Annotated in this window: 21 protein-coding genes; 7 read left to right on the plus strand and 14 right to left on the minus strand. The window is 61.3% G+C overall.

Annotation, left to right across the window (positions count from 1 at the left end):
• Positions 1-38: 38 nt before the first annotated feature.
• Complete coding sequence (locus BRA49_RS01620; protein ID WP_292382863.1) at positions 39-416, minus strand: PRC-barrel domain-containing protein; 378 nt, start codon at positions 414-416, stop codon at positions 39-41.
• Positions 417-655: 239 nt separating this feature from the next.
• Complete coding sequence (locus BRA49_RS01625) at positions 656-1,123, minus strand: hypothetical protein (RefSeq protein WP_292382864.1); 468 nt, start codon at positions 1,121-1,123, stop codon at positions 656-658.
• A gap of 412 nt (positions 1,124-1,535) precedes the next feature.
• Here BRA49_RS01625 and BRA49_RS01630 point away from each other — a divergent pair, with 412 nt between their 5' ends.
• On the plus strand, positions 1,536-3,368 hold the full coding sequence (locus BRA49_RS01630) for an ABC transporter ATP-binding protein (protein ID WP_292382866.1): 1,833 nt from the start codon (positions 1,536-1,538) through the stop codon (positions 3,366-3,368).
• Positions 3,369-3,418: 50 nt separating this feature from the next.
• Here BRA49_RS01630 and BRA49_RS01635 read toward each other — a convergent pair whose 3' ends face one another.
• A complete protein-coding gene (locus BRA49_RS01635) occupies positions 3,419-3,610 on the minus strand; it encodes a hypothetical protein (protein ID WP_292382868.1) in 192 nt (63 codons plus the stop codon).
• Between the two features lie 96 nt (positions 3,611-3,706).
• On the opposite strand from BRA49_RS01635, the gene BRA49_RS01640 reads away from it, so the two are divergent.
• Complete coding sequence (locus tag BRA49_RS01640; RefSeq protein WP_292382870.1) at positions 3,707-4,405, plus strand: metal-dependent hydrolase; 699 nt, start codon at positions 3,707-3,709, stop codon at positions 4,403-4,405.
• Here the strand turns inward: BRA49_RS01640 and BRA49_RS01645 are convergent.
• Both BRA49_RS01645 and BRA49_RS01650 read right to left on the minus strand, forming a co-directional pair.
• Positions 4,399-4,998 (minus strand): archaellin/type IV pilin N-terminal domain-containing protein, encoded by a 600-nt coding sequence (locus tag BRA49_RS01645; protein WP_292382872.1) that lies wholly within the window; start codon positions 4,996-4,998, stop codon positions 4,399-4,401. The genes BRA49_RS01640 and BRA49_RS01645 overlap by 7 nt on opposite strands.
• A complete protein-coding gene (locus BRA49_RS01650) occupies positions 4,976-5,533 on the minus strand; it encodes an archaellin/type IV pilin N-terminal domain-containing protein (protein ID WP_292382874.1) in 558 nt (185 codons plus the stop codon). Before BRA49_RS01650 ends, BRA49_RS01645 begins: the two co-directional genes overlap by 23 nt.
• A 245-nt stretch (positions 5,534-5,778) precedes the next feature.
• Between BRA49_RS01650 and BRA49_RS01655 the strand changes: the two genes are divergently transcribed.
• Both BRA49_RS01655 and BRA49_RS01660 read left to right on the plus strand, forming a co-directional pair.
• Positions 5,779-6,666 carry a DUF1616 domain-containing protein gene (locus BRA49_RS01655; protein ID WP_292382876.1) on the plus strand — a complete coding sequence of 296 codons (888 nt, stop codon included), beginning with the start codon at positions 5,779-5,781 and terminating at the stop codon, positions 6,664-6,666.
• A 184-nt stretch (positions 6,667-6,850) separates the two neighbouring features.
• Positions 6,851-7,345 carry a hypothetical protein gene (locus tag BRA49_RS01660; protein WP_292382879.1) on the plus strand — a complete coding sequence of 165 codons (495 nt, stop codon included), beginning with the start codon at positions 6,851-6,853 and terminating at the stop codon, positions 7,343-7,345.
• A 258-nt stretch (positions 7,346-7,603) separates the two neighbouring features.
• On the opposite strand, the gene BRA49_RS01665 is transcribed toward BRA49_RS01660, so the two are convergent.
• From BRA49_RS01665 to fdhF (BRA49_RS01685), 5 genes are all read right to left on the minus strand, one after another.
• A complete protein-coding gene (locus tag BRA49_RS01665) occupies positions 7,604-7,906 on the minus strand; it encodes a hypothetical protein (RefSeq protein WP_292382881.1) in 303 nt (100 codons plus the stop codon).
• Positions 7,907-8,389: 483 nt separating this feature from the next.
• Complete coding sequence (locus tag BRA49_RS01670) at positions 8,390-9,628, minus strand: Coenzyme F420 hydrogenase/dehydrogenase, beta subunit C-terminal domain (protein ID WP_292382883.1); 1,239 nt, start codon at positions 9,626-9,628, stop codon at positions 8,390-8,392.
• Positions 9,629-9,630: 2 nt separating this feature from the next.
• Positions 9,631-11,697, minus strand: a complete 2,067-nt coding sequence (fdhF, locus tag BRA49_RS01675) for a formate dehydrogenase subunit alpha (RefSeq protein ID WP_292382885.1) — start codon at positions 11,695-11,697, stop codon at positions 9,631-9,633.
• Positions 11,698-11,925: 228 nt separating this feature from the next.
• On the minus strand, positions 11,926-13,077 hold the full coding sequence (locus tag BRA49_RS01680; protein ID WP_292382887.1) for a Coenzyme F420 hydrogenase/dehydrogenase, beta subunit C-terminal domain: 1,152 nt from the start codon (positions 13,075-13,077) through the stop codon (positions 11,926-11,928).
• Positions 13,078-13,079: 2 nt separating this feature from the next.
• Positions 13,080-15,146, minus strand: a complete 2,067-nt coding sequence (gene fdhF / locus BRA49_RS01685) for a formate dehydrogenase subunit alpha (RefSeq protein ID WP_292382889.1) — start codon at positions 15,144-15,146, stop codon at positions 13,080-13,082.
• A 377-nt stretch (positions 15,147-15,523) separates the two neighbouring features.
• On the opposite strand from fdhF (BRA49_RS01685), the gene BRA49_RS01690 reads away from it, so the two are divergent.
• Positions 15,524-16,123, plus strand: coding sequence for a hypothetical protein (locus BRA49_RS01690; RefSeq protein ID WP_292382890.1), 600 nt, complete (start codon positions 15,524-15,526; stop codon positions 16,121-16,123).
• Positions 16,124-16,200: 77 nt separating this feature from the next.
• Here BRA49_RS01690 and BRA49_RS01695 read toward each other — a convergent pair whose 3' ends face one another.
• Both BRA49_RS01695 and BRA49_RS01700 read right to left on the minus strand, forming a co-directional pair.
• Positions 16,201-17,127, minus strand: coding sequence for a hydantoinase/oxoprolinase family protein (locus BRA49_RS01695; protein ID WP_292382892.1), 927 nt, complete (start codon positions 17,125-17,127; stop codon positions 16,201-16,203).
• Positions 17,124-18,011: an ATP-grasp domain-containing protein gene (locus tag BRA49_RS01700; RefSeq protein WP_292382917.1), complete on the minus strand. Its 888-nt coding sequence runs from the start codon at positions 18,009-18,011 to the stop codon at positions 17,124-17,126. The genes BRA49_RS01695 and BRA49_RS01700 overlap by 4 nt, the downstream gene beginning before the upstream one ends.
• Positions 18,012-18,094: 83 nt before the next feature.
• Here BRA49_RS01700 and surE point away from each other — a divergent pair, with 83 nt between their 5' ends.
• Together surE and rpiA are read left to right on the plus strand one after the other, a co-directional pair.
• Positions 18,095-18,886 carry a 5'/3'-nucleotidase SurE gene (gene surE, locus BRA49_RS01705; protein ID WP_292382893.1) on the plus strand — a complete coding sequence of 264 codons (792 nt, stop codon included), beginning with the start codon at positions 18,095-18,097 and terminating at the stop codon, positions 18,884-18,886.
• A 16-nt stretch (positions 18,887-18,902) separates the two neighbouring features.
• Positions 18,903-19,601: a ribose-5-phosphate isomerase RpiA gene (gene rpiA / locus BRA49_RS01710; RefSeq protein ID WP_292382895.1), complete on the plus strand. Its 699-nt coding sequence runs from the start codon at positions 18,903-18,905 to the stop codon at positions 19,599-19,601.
• Here the strand turns inward: rpiA and BRA49_RS01715 are convergent.
• Both BRA49_RS01715 and BRA49_RS01720 read right to left on the minus strand, forming a co-directional pair.
• Complete coding sequence (locus tag BRA49_RS01715) at positions 19,593-19,973, minus strand: ArsR family transcriptional regulator (RefSeq protein WP_292382897.1); 381 nt, start codon at positions 19,971-19,973, stop codon at positions 19,593-19,595. The two genes, rpiA and BRA49_RS01715, sit on opposite strands and share 9 nt — an antisense overlap.
• Before the next feature lie 407 nt (positions 19,974-20,380).
• Positions 20,381-20,950, minus strand: coding sequence for a TATA-box-binding protein (locus BRA49_RS01720; protein ID WP_292382898.1), 570 nt, complete (start codon positions 20,948-20,950; stop codon positions 20,381-20,383).
• Positions 20,951-20,952: the final 2 nt, after the last annotated feature.

A 20,952-nucleotide genomic window follows, 5' to 3' on the forward strand; every position in this document is an offset into this window, starting at 1 on the left:
GCCCGCGAACCGATCCGGTTCCTGCTCTTCCCCGGGGCTCACCGCTCCCAGTAAGGCGTATACCCGTAGTGACTGTACATGCCGGTGAGCCACTCGCGCTGGGCGGTCGTTGGCCAGTTGTCCTTATCAAACCCGGGTGCGTTCTCCAGCCGCTCTTTGGACACGTCCAGAACGAAGACGTCGTCAGCCCCGTTGTACTGAAGCGCCTCCCAGGGGACGGCAAAGAGCTTATCGCCGAGCCCCATGATACCCCCGAACGAGAGGGCGGCGTAGGCGATGCAGCCTTCGCTGATATCGATCACGACATCCTTGATACTCCCGAGGTCTTCACCCCGCGGATTCCGAACCGAGTAATCCGCAAGATCTCTCCCTCGTACAATACTTCGTCTCTCCACCGTTGTGGTAGCCCCTTTCATCTACATCACATCTCCAGAATCCGTGGGACAGAGGTTCCCACTCCAACGGAGTCGATACGGGCCGGGGAGTATTTAATTTTTGTGATAATATAATAATCAGAACATATTGTGGGAAAAAGCCGTTCTCCGTGCGACAGCGGAGCGCAGTACCCCCGGCTTCCTCTGTCACAGGCAACAGGGAGCATCGCAGCCATAACCTTCCCCGACCGGCGAGCAACGACCTCTTCGACCGACCGCTACTAGTCCTGCCGGAGGTTCCCACGCATAACCGCACCGGCAGCCCCACCGGCGGCCCCGAAGAGAGGGAACAATAATCCCAGCGCGACCGTTGCCATCCCCGCGAGCCCGGCGACGAACCCCGTGCCGGAAGAAGCAGTCCAGAGTAGTGGGATAGAAAAGAGACCGGTCCCGAAGAGCGCCGTGACAAGCCCGGCCTCGAGACCGTCCTCCGGCCTGCTGCCGGCAGCGTACCCCGCGATAACGCCGCCGACGAGCGGAGAAACTACAATCAGCGGGCCGAGAAAACCAAATATAAGAGTCGAACCGGCGATGATGGCCGTGCCGGCACCGATCCTGAGCCACCGGGTCCGCTCGCCCGCCCCGGCCGCGCCCCTCCGGATACCGTTTCCCGCCGCATCCCCGGCTGCCCCGCCGATGGCGCTGTAGGGAAGGAGGAGTGCAGTGAGGACGAGAGTGTAGAAGATCAAGGTCGTCCGGAACGGGGATACTGAGGTCTGCTCTCGACGAGACTCATGAGGGTTGTGGCGGAGGCCACGATGAGGGCCACGACTGCCCCGCATATGGCGCCGGTGATGGCGCCGTCCTTCGCCGTGCTCCGGGTGAAGAGTCCGGCGATGAGCCCCCGCCAAAGAGGAACGCCACCGTCATCACCGGATCCGGGTGGATCTCCACGCGACCGAGGAGGAAGACCGCACCGATCGCCAGTGCCCCCACAACCGCCCCGGAGAAACGGCAGGCGTTTGACGATACCATCCGGGAATCGCATCTCGGCGCACGATGCTGTTCTGGTTTGCCCCGGCCGCCGGTGCGCAGGTATTATACACGAGGAGCGTATGGAATTGCAACGGAGCCGTCGCTCCTTAAGCGGACCCGTATACCATGAGCATCACAGACTACTGCCGGCGAACCGTCGCCTTCACCCGGGATATCATGCGGCAGCCGGCGAAGGTCGACAGGGACCTCCAGTTCTCCGACCTCGTCTTCTTCCTCCGGTTCGCCCGGCCGATCTGGAGCGTGGGCGTGCTGGCGCTCGTAGCGACGGCGCTCGTCTCCGCCGCAAAGACCGTTCTCCCACTCAGCATCAAGTTCCTCATCGACAACATCCTCCTCGGGGAGACCCCGCTCCCCGATACTCTCCTCGCGGAAGCCGGTGGGATCCTCTCGTCGCTCAACATCCTCACCGTCGCCCTCCTCGCGCTCGGACTTTTTACCGGCGGCATGGATCTCGCCCGAAACTATTGGACTGCCCGGTTCCGAGAAGGCTACGCCTTCAATCTCCAGACCACCCTCGTCGAGCATGTCCTGAGTTTCCCGCTCTCCTACTTCAAGTCGCGGCAGACCGGTTACATCATGTCCCGCCTCTCCGACGACGTCCAGATCCTGCAGTACACCTTCTCCCAGTACCTCCCCCAGATCATCGCAAACGCCCTCTACGTCGCCTTCACCCTCGTCATCCTCTTCATCCTGAACCTCAGGCTGACCCTTGTCGTCATCGCCTTCATCCCCCTTTACCTGCTGGTCAACGCTGTCTTCATCCGAAGGATCCGCGCCGCCACCCACCAGGAACGCGAGCGGCAGGCCTATGTCTCGCGGGACCTCCAGGAGGTGATCTCCGGCATCGATACCGTGAAATCGCACGCCGCGGAGGACCGGGAGGTGCGCAAGGTCTCCGGGACGCTCCGGAACATGGTCAATGCCCGGATCCGGAACACGATGCTCTCGGCGCTCTCGGAGTATTTCAGGATCGGCACGATGTCGCTCATGTTGATCGCAGCCTTCTGGTTCGGCGGGAACGAGGTGCTCGCCGGCGGTATGACCGTTGGCGACTTTGTCGCGTTCGCGGTCTACATCGTGACGTTCGCCCCCACCGTCAACACCTTCTTCGCCTTTCCTGTCGTCATGCAGCCCGCGCTCACGTCCGCCGGCCGCCTGCGCGAACTCTTCCGGATGAGCGGCGAGGCGGGGACCGCCCCCGGCACCGGGGGGATTGCGCCCGCCGACGTGCAGGGCCTGATTGAGTTCTCCGGCGTCTGGTTCGGCTATGCTGAGTCGGACCCGGTCATCCGGGACGCAACTTTCGTCGCCCGTCCCGGCGAGACGGTCGCCGTCGTCGGGAGAACCGGCGTGGGGAAGACGACGCTGATCAACCTGATTCTCCGGGCATTTATGCCGCAGCGCGGCACGATCACGCTTGATAAGCGCGACCTCTCATCGCTCGACCCCCGGTGGCTGCGACGGCAGGTATCGCTCGTCTCGCAGGACCTCTTTCTCTTCCACACCACCATCGAGGAGAACATCCGTTACAGCAAGCCTGACGCGACCTTCGAGGAGGTGATAGGGGCTGCACGGAAGGCGCAGATCCACGAGGATATCATGCAGTTCTCCGAGGGCTACGGGACGATCGTCGGGGATCGCGGGACCCAGCTCTCCGTCGGCCAGCGGCAACGGGTCGCCATCGCCCGCGCGTTCCTGAAAGACGCGCCCATCCTTATCCTCGACGAGCCCACATCGGCGCTGGACCTGCAAACCGAGGACCGGATCCGGCAGATACTCCGGGTGCTGACCCGGGGCCGGACGACCATCCTCATCTCCCACCGTCCATCGCTCCTGGAACTTGCCGACCGCGTCCTCACGATCGAGGGCGGACGGGTGCGGGAGTGTCGGGGAGCCGCAGACGGGATCGACCCCGGGTCCCGACCGGTCGCCCCCTGATCTCGACCGCAGGCCGATGGAGTGTGCCGCCGCATTCCGTTCCACGCCGGCTACCCGACCGGGTGACCCACGGCACGGAGGACGGCGAGAATGATGAAGTAGCCGACGACGGTCCCGATGAGCATCGAAGCGACGGCAGCGAGGCTGCTCTGCCAGTGCATGCGGCTCCACCAGCCTGCTGCACTGCCAATGAGGAAGGATGCGAAGATGATGAGGAGTTCCCGTCTCTCGAGCGTTGCCATGTTGATGGGGAACTATCGGTCTTCGCCGGCCATAATCGTTTGCGCATACGCCCGCACCGCAGGGTTATATGCCGGCAGGCGTCAATTCCATGATGGATGTTCATCGCCTGCCACCTCCTCTTCGGCCTCGTCCTCGGGCTCGCGCTTGCCAGGCACCTGGGCGATCGGCGGCTCATCGGCTTCTCCGCCCTCGGGGCCGTCCTTCCCGACCTGATCGACAAACCAGTGGGCCACATCCTGCTCGCGGATTCTCTCGACTCCGGCCGGATATTCGCGCACGGGCTGCTCTTCCTCGTGCTCCTCCTCGCTCTCGGCATCGCCGTCGAGCGGCGACAGGGGTCGTTTGCACTCCTCGCCGTCGCAGCGGGCGGGCTCTCCCACCAGGTCCTCGACACGATGTGGACATTACCCGTCACCTGGTGCTTCCCGCTCCTCGGTCCGTATCAGCCCTACGAGTACACCAACTACTTCGGCAACGCCTTGCTTGCAGAGGCTTCGTCGCTCTCGGAGTGGGTCTTTCTTTTCGCATCGGCCGGCATCGCCCTCACCGCCTGCTGGAATCCCCGGCCGGACCTTCTTCCGGCCGCTCGCAAACTCGTCAGCGTCTCCATTCCGCTCCTCGGCCTCCTCGCCCTTGCCTCCCTCTACGCCTGGGCGGCCGGCCTCCCGGAGAGCATCCTTATGACAGGGGGCGGGCCGGAGGATTGCCTGATGCTTGGACTGGTGGGTGCCGTCGGGGTCGCCGGGACGCTCAGGTACCGGGACCTCCTGAACGCCGGGCAGAGCCGTCAGTGAAGAGACGTGATCGTAGTGATGCAGCCCGGGACGGTTCTCTCCACACGGAGCGCCGCCCTCCCCGCCGGTTTGATCTCGACGACAAACGATCCGTATGGAGCGCAGTCGGTCAGGGTCTGCGGCGCGATGTTCAAGAAACACTCTTCCCCGGCTTCGAGAAGGAGGTCGCAGTCGCTGTTCAATTGTTCCTGGATACTCCAGAACCCGCTCTTGGGAGCCCTGGTAACAAGAGGTTCGCTCTGCGTGAGTAGCCCCTTATGCCGGGGACCGACGATACGGACAGAGACCGTGGTCATATCGATCGGCTCGCCGCCGGCGGTGAGTCTGACCGGAATGATGATGGATTCGATGTAGTTGTGACTCTTGCTGATGCCGTAGACGTTTCCGGTCACCATGCAACTTGACCCGGCCTGTCCGACACCCTGATGAACAACCGACTGACCCTGCTGTGCAGAGAAGAACCCTGCCTGCAGAACGACAAAGGCAAAGACCGATGCAACGACGACAAATGCAATGAGGACGATTGCCGCTTCCAGGCCGGTGAACCCGGCATCAGACAGGCCAGACGTATCAGAAGATCTCGAAGTGAACATTCGTCTCAATGCCCGTGGGAATTGTTCTGGTCAGTGAAGCGGTCGCCCCTCCCGCGGCGGTCATCTCGATGGTGAACGTATCACCAGGCCGGATGCCTGCACTATCGACCTTAAGGTTCACCGTGACGACCTCCCCTGCCTCCAGGAAGTCTCCGGCATCTTTTTGATACCGCCAGTTTTCGGTGACGCGGGTATCGCCGGGGGAGAACGTGACGAGGGTCTCCTTTGTGGCGATGGTGTAGGTCATGCTCCCCATATCGACCGCGGCGAGATCGGTCGCGGTCTCAAGGTCGAACTCCACAGTATCGAGCACGCTTGATGAGTTCAGTCTGGCGATGACCACGTATCCCGGTCGGAGAGCGGACCCGGCTTCTTCGAGGGCGGCATGCATCACTTCCTGGTTCTTCTGCGCTGTAATCATGCCCATCCCGAGAACGATGTAGGCAAAGACCGATGCAACGACAACAAAGGCGATGAAGATGATGGCCGCCTCAAGTCCCGTGAAAGCCCGATCGTCCCTCTCCTCCCGTAGCATACTGATCGCACGTTTGTCACACTCCAATTAAAATATACTGATTTTTTCCGGGGTCGTATCGCCATAGGTGCCACCGGACCTTCTTCGGGCAGGGCGATTCCAGTGCGGGAAGCCGCCGATCACGGCGATCACTCGCCCGGCAGAGGAGCCCGCTTCGGGAAGTCACGCCCGTCGACGCCGCGGGAACCGGAGATGGGCGTCCCCGGAGAACCTATTTATAGCAGGGCTTTTCATGAGGTACCAGAATGCCGCCTGAACCACCCGCCGATCGCTTCATCTGTCCTGCCGGTCACCATACCGTCCCGCCGGATGTAAACCTCGCCCATCTATGGGTTATCCTCGCCCTCATTGGCGTTTATCTCCCGGTCATCAGCGGGAGTCTCCCTCACGTACTCGTTGCCCTGCCATTCATCTCAGGGCTCGCCATCGCTATTGTATTGCTCTTCGGCCTCGTGCTGAATTACATCCACCCGGATATCCGGATCCTCCCTGTTGTCGCCTCTCTTGCGGCATCCAGCGTCATCACCGGTCTTATCGCAGGGTCCCGGCGTTGCGGCCTGCCGGAAGAAAGCCGTTGTACGGTCCCGTTCGGCACGTTCCTCACCGCGGGGCAGGAGGAGAGCTCGGGCAGCTCCGCGTCCCGGATCAACCGGGTCCTGGGTATCGTCCTCGTTGCCGCCCTCCTCGTGGCCATCGGGACGACGATCTTCATCGTCGTCGCCCCGGACGAGGGAGAGAGGTTCACCGAGTTCTACATCCTCGGGCCGAAGGGGACGGCAGCCGATTACCCGACGGAGTTCATGGCCGGAACGCCGCAGACGGTCATCATCGGGATCGGGAACCACGAGCATCAGGAGGTTACCTACACGGTGGAGACGTTTGCCGTGGAGAGCAGGCTTGATACCGCAAAGAACCAGTCGACGATCGTCTCGGCGACGCTGCTCGACCGATTCTCCGTCACGGTGCCCCATAACCAGACCGTAGAGCAACCCTACACCTTCCGGATCAGTGACCCGGATACGGACAGGATCGAGTTCCTCCTCTTCAAAGAGACGCCGCCCGATGAGATCCCGGTGAACAACCTCACCGATGCAAGTTACCGCAATCTGCGCCTCTGGCTGCGGGTGCACTGACGGCAGGCCGGGGAGAAGGGGTCGCCTGCATGCTGTTCTCAAGCGACCCCGATAACGCGGCCTCCGTGACGGGAGCGGGTCGCCGGATCGGAGAGTCGTCCCTGATGGACTGTAATTGCATGTACAACGAGTTTTTCCAAATATTTATCAATCCGGACGGCATACAGTTCTTCGAGGTACACAGATGAAACGCGGAATTGTGGTCGCCTCCCTCCTGGTTCTGGCGCTCATGACTGTCCCTGTCGGGGCTTTCAGCGCAGACAACCTCCTGATAACCGTGGACGAGGATGGAAGCGCAGATATCACCTTTAACTACACTCTCTCGTGGATCGAGAGGATCGCCGTCTTCTTCAAGATCGCTGAGCCGGAGCAGGAACTGAAGTCCGCGCTCGAGGGGGCATGCGGGACACCGGTAACGGTGACTTCGGTCGAGAGCAACGCCGCTACATTCTCGATCCAGAGTTTTGCCAGGATCAAGAGCGCCGATGACGGGAACGTCTACTCGACGCCGGGACTCGACTTCACCGGAGCGCAGGAGGTGCTTGAAAGTTACTGGTTTGCACCGCTCGTCGATGCCGATTTCTCCCCGAACCTGACGTTGGTCCGGTTCCCGGACGGCCACGAGGAGACGTTCGAGAACCAGTTTGCTATCCCGGCCCTCTCCCACACGCTTCCGTGAGCGGGACCTTACAATCCCTTCTTTTTCGTATACCATCTTACTGCGGGACCGTTACCTGGATTCTGCAGTATAGGACCCTGTTTCGTGGCCCCGGGTGCTGGAGCCGGATCTTCCCCGGGCCCCCCTGGACCCAATACTCGCTCATGTTAGCACCTGACAACGGTGGCCTGCATGAAACGCCTGCTTCATCACGACGAAGGGGTGTTCCACCGGGGATCGTGTTCGACTGATGTCCTTTTTCAAAAAAGGGTGATAGTATTACTTTTTAGTTTCAAGCCGTTTCACCGAGTCAAGTGCCTCGTCTGAAGTAAGAATAGGTTCAAGACTATCCACGAGAATAAAGGGTGTCCAGTTTGAGGTTGCAGCCATAATTCCTTTCTCATCCCCGTCCCGGATCGAATAACCGTTGAAACTGGGAGAGATCCCCCATTCTGTCAGTGCACCCATCTTCATTTCAGCTTTCACTCGTTCGAGCAGCGTGTGCCAGAGCTTCATCCGCTCCTCCGGATTGGTGGGAATCAGTGCGGGATTAATGTGCCAGCTGGAATAGTATCTCGTCATACCAAAACCTCCTCATTTTTCATCGCTCTGCGGTCATCGCACGCTTAAAAAGGGGGACCAGATACACTTGTCCCGATAATTATTGCTATCTCTCAGAGCGGTGTTCACTGTAGACCATTGAGGTATGATAATTCTTTCGAGATGGAATTCAAGTACTTCGCTCAACTCTTCCCCTCTCTCGTTCAATTTACCATCGCGTGGCCTTCTTTTTCCGAAACCCATTGCCAAACACAGTGATTCCTATCACCACTCACATCGATGCCCGGGTTGCCCCACAGATCATGAGTCAGAAGCAGTCAAATCGAACCACCCCACCTCCCAGGGGGCAGCCATAGCCGTGCCCGGAAGTTCCCCCGGGAACGCTTGCGAAGGGGAGTGGCTATGCCCTCGACGCGGCACCGTCCACCGCTGCCCGCCGCACGGGGCCGGAGAGCCGTGGTTCACCGGTTGCAGCCTTGCCAAAAAAAGAGGGGAGTCTTCCCCTTACTTGAAGATGTCGAAGATCTGGTCGCTGCCGGTGTCGGAGAGACGCTTGCGTTCCGTCTGTTCCTCGACGAGCGCGAGGACCGGGAGCTCCATGTCCACACCCGGGGTGTGGCCGAACATCTGTTCCATGTCCGCCTGCAGGGCGTGCATGAAGAGCGCATTCGGGATATCCATCGCGCAGTTCTCCTCGCACTGGCCGCAGTTGATGCACGAATCCGAGACGTGGGCGTAGCGGATCAGGTGGAACATGAAGGGCGGCGGGACCTGACCGGGCGTGACCAGGTAGGACTTCTTCGTGCTGCACTCGACGCAGTAGCAGATCGGGCAGTTCTCGATGCAGGCGTAGCACTTGATGCACCGGGAAGTATCGTTCATGATCTTCTTTAAGCGGTCCTTCCCTTCGCCGAGTCCCTCGAAGTAGCGGGCCCGCCACTTGTCGCCGAGTTTCAGCATCGCGTTCTCGACCTTGCCGCGGATCTCGAGTGCCTTTGCGGGCACGGCGTCGGTCTTGACGGCTCCAGCCTGCACGGCACCGTTGAGGAGGTTTGCACCCTTCTCGGAGCAGACCTCGACGAACGTGGCCTTCCCGGCCTTATCGCCGATGACGCCCCAGTTGCCGCAGGCGAGGTCCGCCTGGCGCGGGACCTTCATCTTGCAGCGGCGGCAGTTGCTGCGGCGGCCGAAGCCCTCCTCCTCGAGCTCGTCCATCGAGATGCCCTTGTGCTGGCCGTCTTTCGTGACGATGATGAACTGGCCCTTGTCGATCTCTTCCTTGACGACGTCGTCGGGGTCGACCCCGAACTTCTCGCGGATCATCTTCCGGGCAGCCACGGGGCTGACCGAGCCGCCACAGTTGAGCCCGATCATCAGGACGTTGTCCAGGTTGACCTGGTTGCGCTTCGCGAGCTCGTACAGGCCCATCGCGTCACAACCCTTGACCGGAACGGCGATCCGCATCTTCTCGGCGCCGTCAAGGTACTGCTTGACCAGCTTCGAGAGCAGGAGCGTCCCGCAGTGGAGCGAGCCGGCCGTCTGGGCGATCTCGGCGGGGTCGGTGATGAGCGTGGGGACAGCATCGTAAATATCCTGTCCCTTCTTGACGGCAAGGACAGCGTCCACCATGCCGGACTTAAGCGCGTGCGTCAGCAGAGCGGTGACCGCTCCGCCGCATTCGCCTCTCTCCTGGCAGGCGGCGTCGGCTGCCCAGGCGTAGAACGTGTCTCCTTTCGCTGCCATTTTCAGGCCTCCGTAATCTTCTCAACTTTCACAGCACAGGCCTTGAACTCCGGGATCTTCGCGATCGGGTCAAGGGCATTGTGAGTCAGTATGTTCGCCGCGCACTCGGCGAAGTGGAACGGCATGAACATGACACCCTTCTTGATGTCTTTGGTCACCTTTGTGGCGACGTCGATGGTCCCGCGGCGGGAGGTCACACGGACCATTTCTTTGTTCTGGACGCCGAGCGCTTCTGCATCCTCGGGGCTGATCTCGATCCAGCCGGTGGGGACCTCAGCATCGAGGGTCGCAGAGCGGCGGGTCATGGACCCGGTGTGCCAGTGCCAGATACAGCGTCCGGTGGTGAAGAGATAGGGGTACTCATCGTCGGGAACTTCCGCCGGGGGTTTCCACTCGATGGGGTGCATCACGCCCATGCCGTCGGGGTGCGAACACTTGCCGATGTGCAGGATGGGTGTGCCGGGGTGCTCTACAGTGGGGCAGGGCCAGTGGAGCGCTTCGGGCCTGTTGAGCCGCTCGTAGGTCATGCCGTGGTAGGACGGGGTGAGGGAGGCCATCTCGTTGAAGATCTCCTCGGCGCTCTGGAAGGTGAACTGCTTGGCGTAGCCCATGGCAGCTGCCACTTCGCAGATGATCTGCCAGTCGACCTTTGCCTCGCCGGGCGGGTCCTGGGCCTTGCGCCACATCTGGACGCGCCGCTCGGTGGAGGTCTGGGTCCCGTCCTTCTCTGCGTAGCAGGTGGCGGGGAGGACAACGTCGGCCATCTGGGCAGTCTCGGTCAGGAAGATATCCTGGACGACCAGGAACTCCAGACTCTCGAGAGCGTGCTTGACGTGGTTGAGGTCCGGGTCGGAGAGCATCGGGTTCTCGCCCATGATGTACATGCCCTTGAGTTCGCCGGGGTTGTCGGTCAGGACGTCCATCATGACGGTGACCTCGTAGCCGTTCTTAGGCTCGCAGATGCCGTCGGGGAAGCCCCAGGCGTCGGCGAACTTCTTGTGGGCGGCCGGGTCGATGACCTTCTGGTAGCCGGTGAAGACGACCGGGAGCGCTCCCATGTCGCAGGCGCCCTGCACGTTGTTCTGGCCACGGAGCGCGTTCACGCCGCCACCGCGCTTGCCGATGTTTCCGGTGAGCATCTGGATGTTTGCGGTCGACTTGACGTTGTCGACACCCACCGTGTGCTGGGTGATGCCCATCGAGTAGAGGAGTGCGGAGGATTCGGCGGTACCGATCCACTCGGCTGCGGTCTTGAGATCGGCAGCGGCAATACCGGAGATCTTCTCGACGTTCTCGGGGAGGTACGTGTCGCTGAGCACGACCGCTTTGAGTTCCTCGTATCCCTTTGCACGGGTCGAGACCCATTCCTTGTCTTCCCAGCCGTTTCGGATGATCTCGCCCATCAGGCAGTTGAGGATGGCCACGTCGGTGCCGGAGTAGAAGGATGCGTAGAGGTCAGCCTGCTTTGCGGTCGGCGTCTTGCGCGGGTCGAATACGATGAGCTTTCCACCGTTCAGCTTTGCCTGCATGACCTTGCGGCCGATGAGCGGGTGCTGCTCGAAGGTGTTGGACCCGATGATGAAGACGCACTTCGATTCGGCGATGTCGAGGATCGAGTTGGTCATCGCCCCGGAGCCGAAGGAGGCGGCAAGACCCGCGACGGTGGAAGCGTGGCAAAGCCGGGCGCAGTGGTCGATGTGCCGGGTCTTGAAGACGCCGCGTGCCAATTTCATCAGCAGGTAGTTCTCTTCGTTCGAGACACGAGCGGAAGAGAGGCAGGCGATCTCGTCGGGCTTGTAGGACTTGAACTTCTGCGCGATCAGGTCATAGGCCTCGTCCCAGGTCGCCTCGACGAACTTGCCGTCCTTCTTGATGAGCGGCTTCGTGAGACGGTCCGGGCTGTTCACGAACTCGTGAGCGTAGGTCCCCTTGGGGCAGACCTTCCCCTCGTTGACCGGAGAACGCTTGTAAGGTTGTGTGCCGACAACCTTCCCGTCCTTCACGACGAGGTTGAAACTGCATCCCGTACCACAGTACGGGCACGTTGTCTGTACATACTTGAGATCCATGGTTAAACCTCGGATGCACAGATATTGACGATGGGAATATTTAACACTAGTGATTAACAAGCCGGTTTTTGATGAATATGTGTGGGTCGCACGCCCCTCCCTTCTGTGAGGTCGGTGCCAACACCGTGAATCATCGGCCGGATCTGCATGCGGCGATATCGTCCGGGTTTATAGGTCAGGGCGCTCCTGGAATAACGCCGGATGAGCTGCAGCGGAGAGAAAAAAGGATTAGTTGGTGTAGGGCGCCTTCCCGAGTTTGGACTCGAACGCGCTGTCACCCTCGGTCCTGATGGCATGAGAGAAGAGCGCGAGCGGGATATCCATCGGGCAGAGCTCTTCGCACTGGCCGCAGTTGATGCAGGAGTCGGAGATGTGCGCAAACCGTCGGAGGTGGAACATCGGGTTCGGCGGAACCTCTCCGGAAGTGATCATCCTGGAGTTTCCTTTGAGTTCCTCTGCGACCGGGAAGCAGACCGGACAGTTCTCGATGCAGGAGTAGCACTTGATGCACCGGCCGGTCTCGCGGGCAATGGTGCCCCAGAGGTCGGATGCAAGCGCCTCAAAGTTCTTCTTCCGCCACTTGTTGCCGAGACCCAGCATCGCGCCCTCGACCTTGCCGCGGATCTCGAGTGCCTTTGCAGGTACGGCGCCGGTCTTGACGGCTCCGGCTGCAACAGCTGCATCGAGGAGGTTTGCGCCCTTCTCGGAGCAGACCTCGACGAACGTGGCATTTCCGGCTTTTTCACCGATGACGCCCCAGTTGCCGCAGGCGAGGTCCGCCTGGCGCGGGACCTTGTAGAGGCACCGGCGGCAGTTGGACCGGCGGCCGTAACCCTCGTCCTCGAGATCGTCTATCTTGATTCCTTTGTGGCCGCCTTCATACTCAATGATGAACTGGCCCTTGTCGATCTCTTCCTTGTGGACCTGGTCGGGGTCGACCTCGAACTTCTCGCGGATCATCTTGCGGGCCAGGATCGGGCTGACCGAGCCGCCACAGTTGACTCCGAGAAGGAGGAGACGATCCATATCGACTGCATCGCGCCTCGCAAGTTCGATCAGGCCCATCGTGTCGCAGCCCTTGACCGTGACGCCGAGCCGTGCGGTCTTGTTGGCATCAAGGTAATCCTTCACCACTTTCGAGAGCAGGAGCGTCCCGCAGTGAAGGGATCCTGCCGTCTGTGCGATCTCGGCGGGGTCGGTGATGAGCGTGGGGACGGCGTCGTAAAGGTCCGCACCCTTCCTGATGGCGAGGACAGCGTCCACCATGCCGGACTTAAGGGCGTACTGCTGGAGGGCGGTGATCGCACCTCCGCACTCTCCTTTCTTCAGCACGTCGGCGTCGGCCGCCCATGCGTAGAACGTATCTCCAATTGCAGCCATATTCAGGCCTCCGTAATCTTCTCGACCTTCACAGCACAGGCCTTGAACTCCGGGATCTTCGCGATCGGGTCGAGAGCGTTGTTTGTCAGGACGTTCGCCGCACACTCCTTGAAATGGAACGGCATGAACATGACGCCCTTCATGATGTCTTTGGTCACCTTCGCGGGAACGTTCACCGTACCGCGGCGGGTGGTCGCACGAACCGTCTCCTTATCCTTGATGCCGAGTGCTTTCGCATCCTCGGGGTTGATCTCGATCCAGCCCGTCGGGACCTCGGCGTCGAGGGTCGCGGACCGGCGGGTCATGGTGCCGGTGTGCCAGTGCCAGAGGACACGGCCGGTGGTGAGGACGAACGGATACTCCGCGTCGGGGACCTCCGCCGGGGGTTTCCACTCGATCGGGGTGAAGATGCCGAGGCCGTCGGGGTGGGCAAACTTCTCCTTGTGGAGAATCGGCGTGCCGGGGTGGTCTGCCGCGGGGCAGGGCCAGTGGAGAGCTTCGGGCCGGTTGAGCCGCTGGTAGTTCATGCCGGCATACGAGGGGGTGACCTTCGCGACCTCGTTGAAGATCTCCTCGGCGCTCTGGTAGGGGAACTGGGCAGCGTAGCCCATCTTTGCCGCGAGTTCGCTGATGATCTGCCAGTCGACCTTTGCCTCGCCGGGCGGGTTCTGGGCCGTGCGCCACATCTGGACGCGCCGCTCGGTGCTGGTCTGGGTCCCGTCGCGTTCCGCGTAGCAGGCGGCGGGCAGGACGACGTCGGCGAGTTCGGCAGTCTCGGTCATGAAGATGTCCTGGACGACCAGGAACTCCAGGTTATCGATAGCATGCTTGACGTGGGTCAGGTCCGGGTCGGAGAGCATCGGGTTCTCGCCCATGATGTACATGCACTTGAGTTCGCCGGGGTTGTCGGTCAGGACGTCCATCATGACGGTGACCTCGTAGCCGTTCTTGGGCTCGCAGATGCCGTCGGGGAAGCCCCAGGCGTCGGCGAACTTCTTGTGGGCGGCCGGGTCGATGACCTTCTGGTAGCCGGTGAAGACGACCGGGAGCGCTCCCATGTCGCAGGCGCCCTGCACGTTGTTCTGGCCACGGAGCGCGTTCACGCCGGAGCCGGGCTTGCCCAGGTTGCCGGTCAGCATCTGGATGTTTGCCACCGACTTGACGTTGTCGACACCGACGGTGTGCTGGGTGATGCCCATCGAGTAAAGGATCGCGCCGGGTTTGGTCGTACCGAACCACTCGGCGGCAGTCTTGAGGCTCTCGACCGGGATCCCGGAGATCTTCGAGACGTTCTCAAGGCTGTAGGTGTCTTTCATGACAACTTCCTTGAGTTTCTCGTAGTCCTTGGTCCGCTTCTCGATGAACTCCCTGTCCTCCCAGCCGTTCCGGATGATCTCCTGCATCAGGCCGTTTAAGATGGCGACATCGGAGCCGGAGACGAACGGCATGTAAAGGTCGGCCTGACGGGCGGTCGCGGTGTAGCGCGGGTCGGCATAGATGACCTTCGCGCCGTTCTTCTTGGCCTGGACGATCTTACGGCCGATGAGCGGGTGCTGTTCAAAAGTGTTGGACCCGAGGACAAAGACACACTTCGATTCAGCGATGTCCAGGATGGAGTTGGTCATCGCCCCGGAGCCAAAGGCGCCGGCGAGGCCGGCGACGGTGGAGGCGTGGCAGAGCCGGGCACAGTGGTCGACATGGCGGGACTTCATGACGCCACGGGCGAACTTCATCATCAGGTAGTTCTCTTCGTTCGAGACCCGGGCGGAGGAGAGCGCCGCGAACTCATCGGGCTTGTAGGACCTAAACTTCGATGCAATCAGGTCATAGGCCTCGTCCCAGGTCGCCTCGACAAACTTGCCGTCCTTCTTGATGAGCGGCTTCGTGAGGCGGTCCGGGCTGTTCACAAATTCATGGGCATAGGTGCCCTTCGGGCAGACCTTCCCCTCGTTCACGGGTGAGCGGCGGTAGGGTGCCGTTCCAACAACTTTGCCGTCCTGAACGACAAGGTTGAAACTGCAGCCTGTTCCACAGTAGGGGCATGTTGTGGCTACATACTTCAACGTCATACTTTTACACCTCTCTAAGGCGAACGGAATATCGGATGTTAATGTACTTAAATTGTATTAGTTAACTTGGTTTATCCCTGAACCTAACAGCAGTATCGTTAGAAGGATAACACATTATATTGTACGTTTGAGGTTTGGCGTGTTGGATTTCAGCAGACGACCAATCCACATATAAGCGGATGTTAACAAAAATTACTAAACCCGCTGCTCCGGACAGGGCTCCAGGGGCCGCTCGCTGCTCCAGAGTCGACGCGGGCGGGTCCTCTTCGGAGCGCCCCTTCCGTGGACTCACATGATCCCTGTGCCGGAGAATCCCGGGAGGATATGTTATTATCGGTGGGGACCTACACTTCCTGCAGAAACAGGGAGGAGCCATTGTGAAGAAGACAGTACCGGTCTCGCCGATGCTCGCCGATCTGGTGGGAGGTGCCCTTGTGGCAATGGACGGCGTAACGTTCACCGACCGTGATGTCTGCCCGTCGTGCGGCGGTCCGGTGACCGGGCACGACCTGCGAGCAAAGCGGTTTGCCGTCATACTTGATCATGAGAAGGAGCGCACTATTCGGGTCTACGTGAAGCGTTTCTACTGCCAGCGGTGCAACACCCTCTGCTACGCAGACGCACCGTTCTATCCGGACACCCGCCTCGCCTCACCCATCGTCGACCTCTGTCTCCTCCTATCGCACCAGATGCCCTTCAATCGGGTGGCGCAATACCTCCGGGCGATGAGGATCGTCGTCGATCGGGGGACGATCAGAAACTATGCCTCCCGCGACTTCGGCACGATACCGGCAGCAGAACTCTTTGGCCTCCTTCTACCGCTCTCCCTGCTGAACCTCGCCACCTTCATCCTCGGGCACGAGCGGCGTCCCATCGTAGGGGCAGAAGCGCTCGCTGCCTGCGGTCTCCCATCCACAGGCCGGACAGCGCTTCACGACAGGGGGTCGCCCGAAGAGCGGGATCAGCGGGATAAATAGGAAGAGAAAGAAGAACGGAAAGCCGAGCGCCAGCGACACCGCCGTGATGGCGATCGAGACCGCCAGCAGGATGAGGGTCAGTCGCAAGCGGCTCGCCGTAGCGCAACCTCCCTCACCGCGTAGGCCGGGAGTGCATCCGCGACCTCCCCGATCTCCTGCTCCAGCGTGATGCCGGCCAGTTCACGGGCAAAGATCTCCGCTCCTACCCCCGCCGTGATCACCCGTTCGGCACCACTCCGGAAGAGTGCGCGCCCCACTGCCCGGACGATCAGCGTCCGCTGGGCCTCCCAGAACTGCCGGGCGACCTGGAGGCCGCCGGAGTTCCCGATCTCATCGATGTCTGCGCAGACAACCCGGGCGAGCCTCCGGAGCGCAGCGTCGACGGTCTTCTCGCCGTTATCCGGTGCAGGGCAGGTGTAGTCAACCGGCGCGATATGGCCGAGGACGAGGTGCGCGTCGGCGCTTGCAGCGAAGTACTCGGTGCTCACCGGGGTTACCGTCCCGTCCAGCGTGACCGACGAGAGGATTGTGGCGACGTTCGTCCTGAGCATGCCGGTGTAGACGAGGTACTGCTTCTGCAGCCGCCGGGTGTCGGTCAGCCCTTTGAGGTCTTCGAAACAGTTGAGCGGGATGACGTCGGCGGTGGTGCTCCCGACGTCGAGGAGGACCGCGTCGGCATACTCTCCTCTCAGGTAGTCGGCCGATGCCAGCCAGTTTGCGGCGGCAAGGGCCGGGACCGGCCGGGCATGGAACGCTGCGTCGGTCCCGTAGAAGGCGGCGTCGGGAATGACCCCCTGGACGGCATCGACGATCCAGCGGATCCCCTCGATCTTGCTCGAAAAGCAGTCCGCGAGTTCCCCGCTCATCACCACGGCTGCGGGCTCTGCGTATGGTTCGAGGAGATCGGCGAGCGGTGCCCCCTGCCAGAGCGGGCAGTAGTGGATATGCACGCCGGCATCGTCGACGACCTTGAGGTTCGCACCGCCGATATCGATGCCGATCATACCCGGCTGATCCTCCCGCCCGTATCGAACCGCACCCTTCCGGAGAGGTGCACCTCACCTAACGCTTCGCCGTGCGACGCCCTGAAGAGAATGTCGGCGATCTCCTCCTCCATGATGGCGGCGATGCCGACCAGGCTGGTCGTGGGTCTCGGGTTGACGTCCACCACGTAGATACGGTCGCCGGCGACGACGTCGACCCCGGCATACCCCTGGCACCCAAGGACGTTCACCGCTCTGACCGCGGTCGCGACGATCTCTTCCTCGCGGTCGGGGTGGACGGGCGTCTCGCCCCCGAGATACCGGAAACTGCCGTCCTCCGCAACGGCGATCTCCTGCCGGTTGACGGCGAGGAGAAGCGGGGGGTTGCCCGTGTAGAACTCGCAGACATCGCCGGTCACCCGGCTCCCCACCAGGCTGACGCTCAGCGCCTCCCCCTCAACGTATGCCTGGGCAAACTCGCCGGCGCCCGGCTCCTCGTCCGTCAGCCTGACCCCCAGGGCGCCGCAGCCCATGATCGGCTTGACGACCCGCTTCCCTGCCCCGGCATCGGGGGGGACCGCCACCCCGTTCCGGGCGAGGATCGATGCTGCCCGTTGTTTATTGGCGCAAACGGCCGCGTTCATGCTCCCGCACCCGACGTTGTGGGTGAGTCCTTCGAGGAGGTGCGTGTACCGGAAGAGGAGATGGTCCGGCGCAATGACCAGCCCTACGTCGCACCCCGGCGCGAGCCTCCGGATCTCGCCCTCGAAATCGGAGCCCTCGGGGGTCACCACGTCGTAGCCGCACCTCTCAAAACTCTCGCTTATCGTGGCGAGCATGGCGGCACCCTCGGGCGCAAGCCCGGGGTCGTTGCATACGGAGTATTCGGCGAGAATTGCCTTCATCACAGTACAGGTTGCCTGCCAGGCACTTGACCCTGACGATCGGGCAAGTATTTGATGCGCGGGGACTATCCCTATAGACAAGGATGAAGCCAAAGATTCTGCTCACCAACGATGATGGGATCACGTCCGCGGGGCTCTGGGCGGCGTACGACGCGCTCGCGGCGATCGCCGACGTCACCGTGGTCGCGCCCGCCACCCAGCAGAGCGCCGTGGGGCGATCGATCTCCATATTCGAGCCGATACGAGCAACAAAGGTTACGATGAACGGGGTGCCGGCATACTCGGTCGGCGGAAAACCGACCGACTCCGTCATCATCGGGCTGTTTGCGCTGCGCCTGAACCCGGATCTCGTGGTCAGCGGGATCAACATCGGTGAAAACCTCTCGTACGAGTCCATCATGACCTCGGGGACTGTCGGGGCCGCGCTCGAGGCGTCTAACCAGGGGGTGCCGGCCCTTGCCTTCTCGCTGCAGGTGGAGGACCAGGGCGACAAGTTCGACGACCCCTCACGGGTCACGGACCGGTTCTTCGATGCGAAGCGGGTGGTCCGCGATATCTGCGGGAAAGTCCTCGCGAACGGGTTCCCCCAGAGCGCCCACGTGATCAACGTGAATATCCCGACACCGGTGCTCGGTGGCTACGAAATCACCCGCCTTGCCGAGAAACTCTTTTACACCGGCGTGGAGGAGCGCCTCGACCCCCGTGGACGCCCTTACTACTGGATCGACGGGCCCCTGCACGACGACGCGGCGGAGGGGACCGACGTGCACGCGGTACAGAAAGGCAACGTCTCGATAACACCCATCACGCTCGACTGCACGGCGTTCGGCGCCACGGACGACCTCAGGGGCATCTTTGACCGCACGGGTATCTGAGGGGAGCGTGAAGAGTATGTCCATACCTACGGCGCAGGCGGCATCGAAACAAAACGCAGGCTACCACGCAGCCGGGCTGGTCGAAGACGGGATGGTCGTCGGTCTCGGCACCGGGTCGACCGTCTTCTTTGCGATGGAGCGACTGGGGGAGCGGATAGCAAAAGACGGCCTTTCCATCGCCGGCGTCCCGACGTCCTACCAGGCGGCCATCCGGGCACGCCAGTACGGCATCCCGCTCACAAGCCTCGACGAGCATCCCGGGCTCGATATCGCCATCGACGGGGCCGACCAGGTCGATCCGGACCTCCACCTGATCAAAGGGCGCGGAGCGGCCCTCCTCCGGGAGAAGTGCGTCTGCGACGCGGCAGACAGGGTGATCATCGTCGTCGATCCGACGAAGACGGTCGATATCCTGAATGCGCCCGTCCCGGTCGAGGTGCTCCCGTTCGCCTCCGCGGGAGTCTTTCGGCGCCTCGCCGCACTCGGTGCCGCTCCGGTCCTCCGGGACGGTGTGAAGAAGGATGGCCCGGTCGTCACCGACAACGGGAACTTCATCCTCGACTGCGACTTCGGGGCTCTTGCAGACCCCCGGAGCCTGGAAGCGGATATAGCCGCCATCCCGGGTGCGCTTGAGTGCGGCTTATTTACCGCATACGGAGAAAAAATAACAGTTATTGTCGGTGAGGAGAAGGACTGCCGCGTCGTATCACTGTAATGATATGCATTCCCGCATCTTCTGGATAAGGTCTAACTGGTGCCGGGCTTCTCGTTTCTTCTCTTTCTCGATGGTATCCATGATCTCCGTTATCGGGCGGGAAAGCGTGTAGATCTTCACCGGCCGTCCTTTGCTCTCCGACTTGCTCTCGCGGGTGTCGATCCAGTCGCACTCTTTGAGGTAGCGCATGGCGATGCTGACTTCGGGCTGGCGGAGATCGGTGCCCCGCTCGATGTCGCGGGACGTCGCCTCTTCAATATTCGCAAGATATACGAGCACTTTGGAGACGTTTCGCTTGATGCCGATGCCGATTAAGAGCTCGGCGAGTTCTTCGTCACGTGGCGTAAAATATCGTACCTTGTCTGACCTCATCCGTTCACCATTCAGTTAGTATTTAGTGTTTTAAATCTGACTATAAAAATATTATTATTTCAATGGGAGATTTTTCGATTGTGTGGGTTTTAAGAGAGGCATTGGTGTATCGAGCGGATACCGTCAATCTGTTCTCTACCGGATCGCGCTTGCACCGGCGGAAGGGGTGCTCCCCGGGAAGCAGGGCAGGCCCGGGAGATCGCGCCCGGGGATAACCGGCAGGAGAAAACGGGGGCACTTCATTCCGCTTCTGTCTCTCCTGATGCTGGTCCGGAGCGCGTCCCGCCCCTCCCGCGTCGGAGGGGACCGACGGCCCTTACGGCCCTTACGGCTGAAGACCGACGGCCCTTACGGCTGAAGACCGACGGCCCTTACGGCCCTTACGGTCCAAAAAGCAGAACATGGGTTCAGATGAGCCCGAGGTTGGAGAGTTCGGAGAGGATCCGCTGCACCGCCCGCCTGGCATCTTCGGGCACTTTGCCGCCGGTGATGATCAGTTTGCCGGACCCAAAGAGGAGGACGACCACCTTTGGATCGTCGAGTCGGTATACGAGCCCGGGGAACTGCTCGGGCTCGTACTCGATCTTGTCCAGGTTGAACCCCACGGCGATCTTGTTTAAGTTGATCGGCGTCCCGAGGTCTGCGGACGTGACGATGTTCTGGATCTTGTAGGTCAGGTCTTCAGGTGCCGGGATATCGATACCGAGTGCCCGCAGCTGGTCGCCCAGGATCTGCAGACCGCGTGAGAGGCTGTCGATGCTCTTTGCGCCGGTCAGGACGACCTTTCCGGAACCAAAGACGAGCGCGGCAATTTTCGGGTCCTGCATCCGGAGAACGACGCCAGGGAATCGTTTTTTATTGTATTCCGCATCCTTCAGCTGGGAGGCAAGAGAGGGGAGATCAAGAGAATCCGTCACTTTCGCCGAAGCAACGATATTTTCTATCTTGAGGGACTCCTCTGGTTTACGCTCATTCATAT

The organism is Methanoculleus sp. UBA430 (assembly GCF_002506585.1).
Taxonomy (GTDB): domain Archaea; phylum Halobacteriota; class Methanomicrobia; order Methanomicrobiales; family Methanoculleaceae; genus Methanoculleus.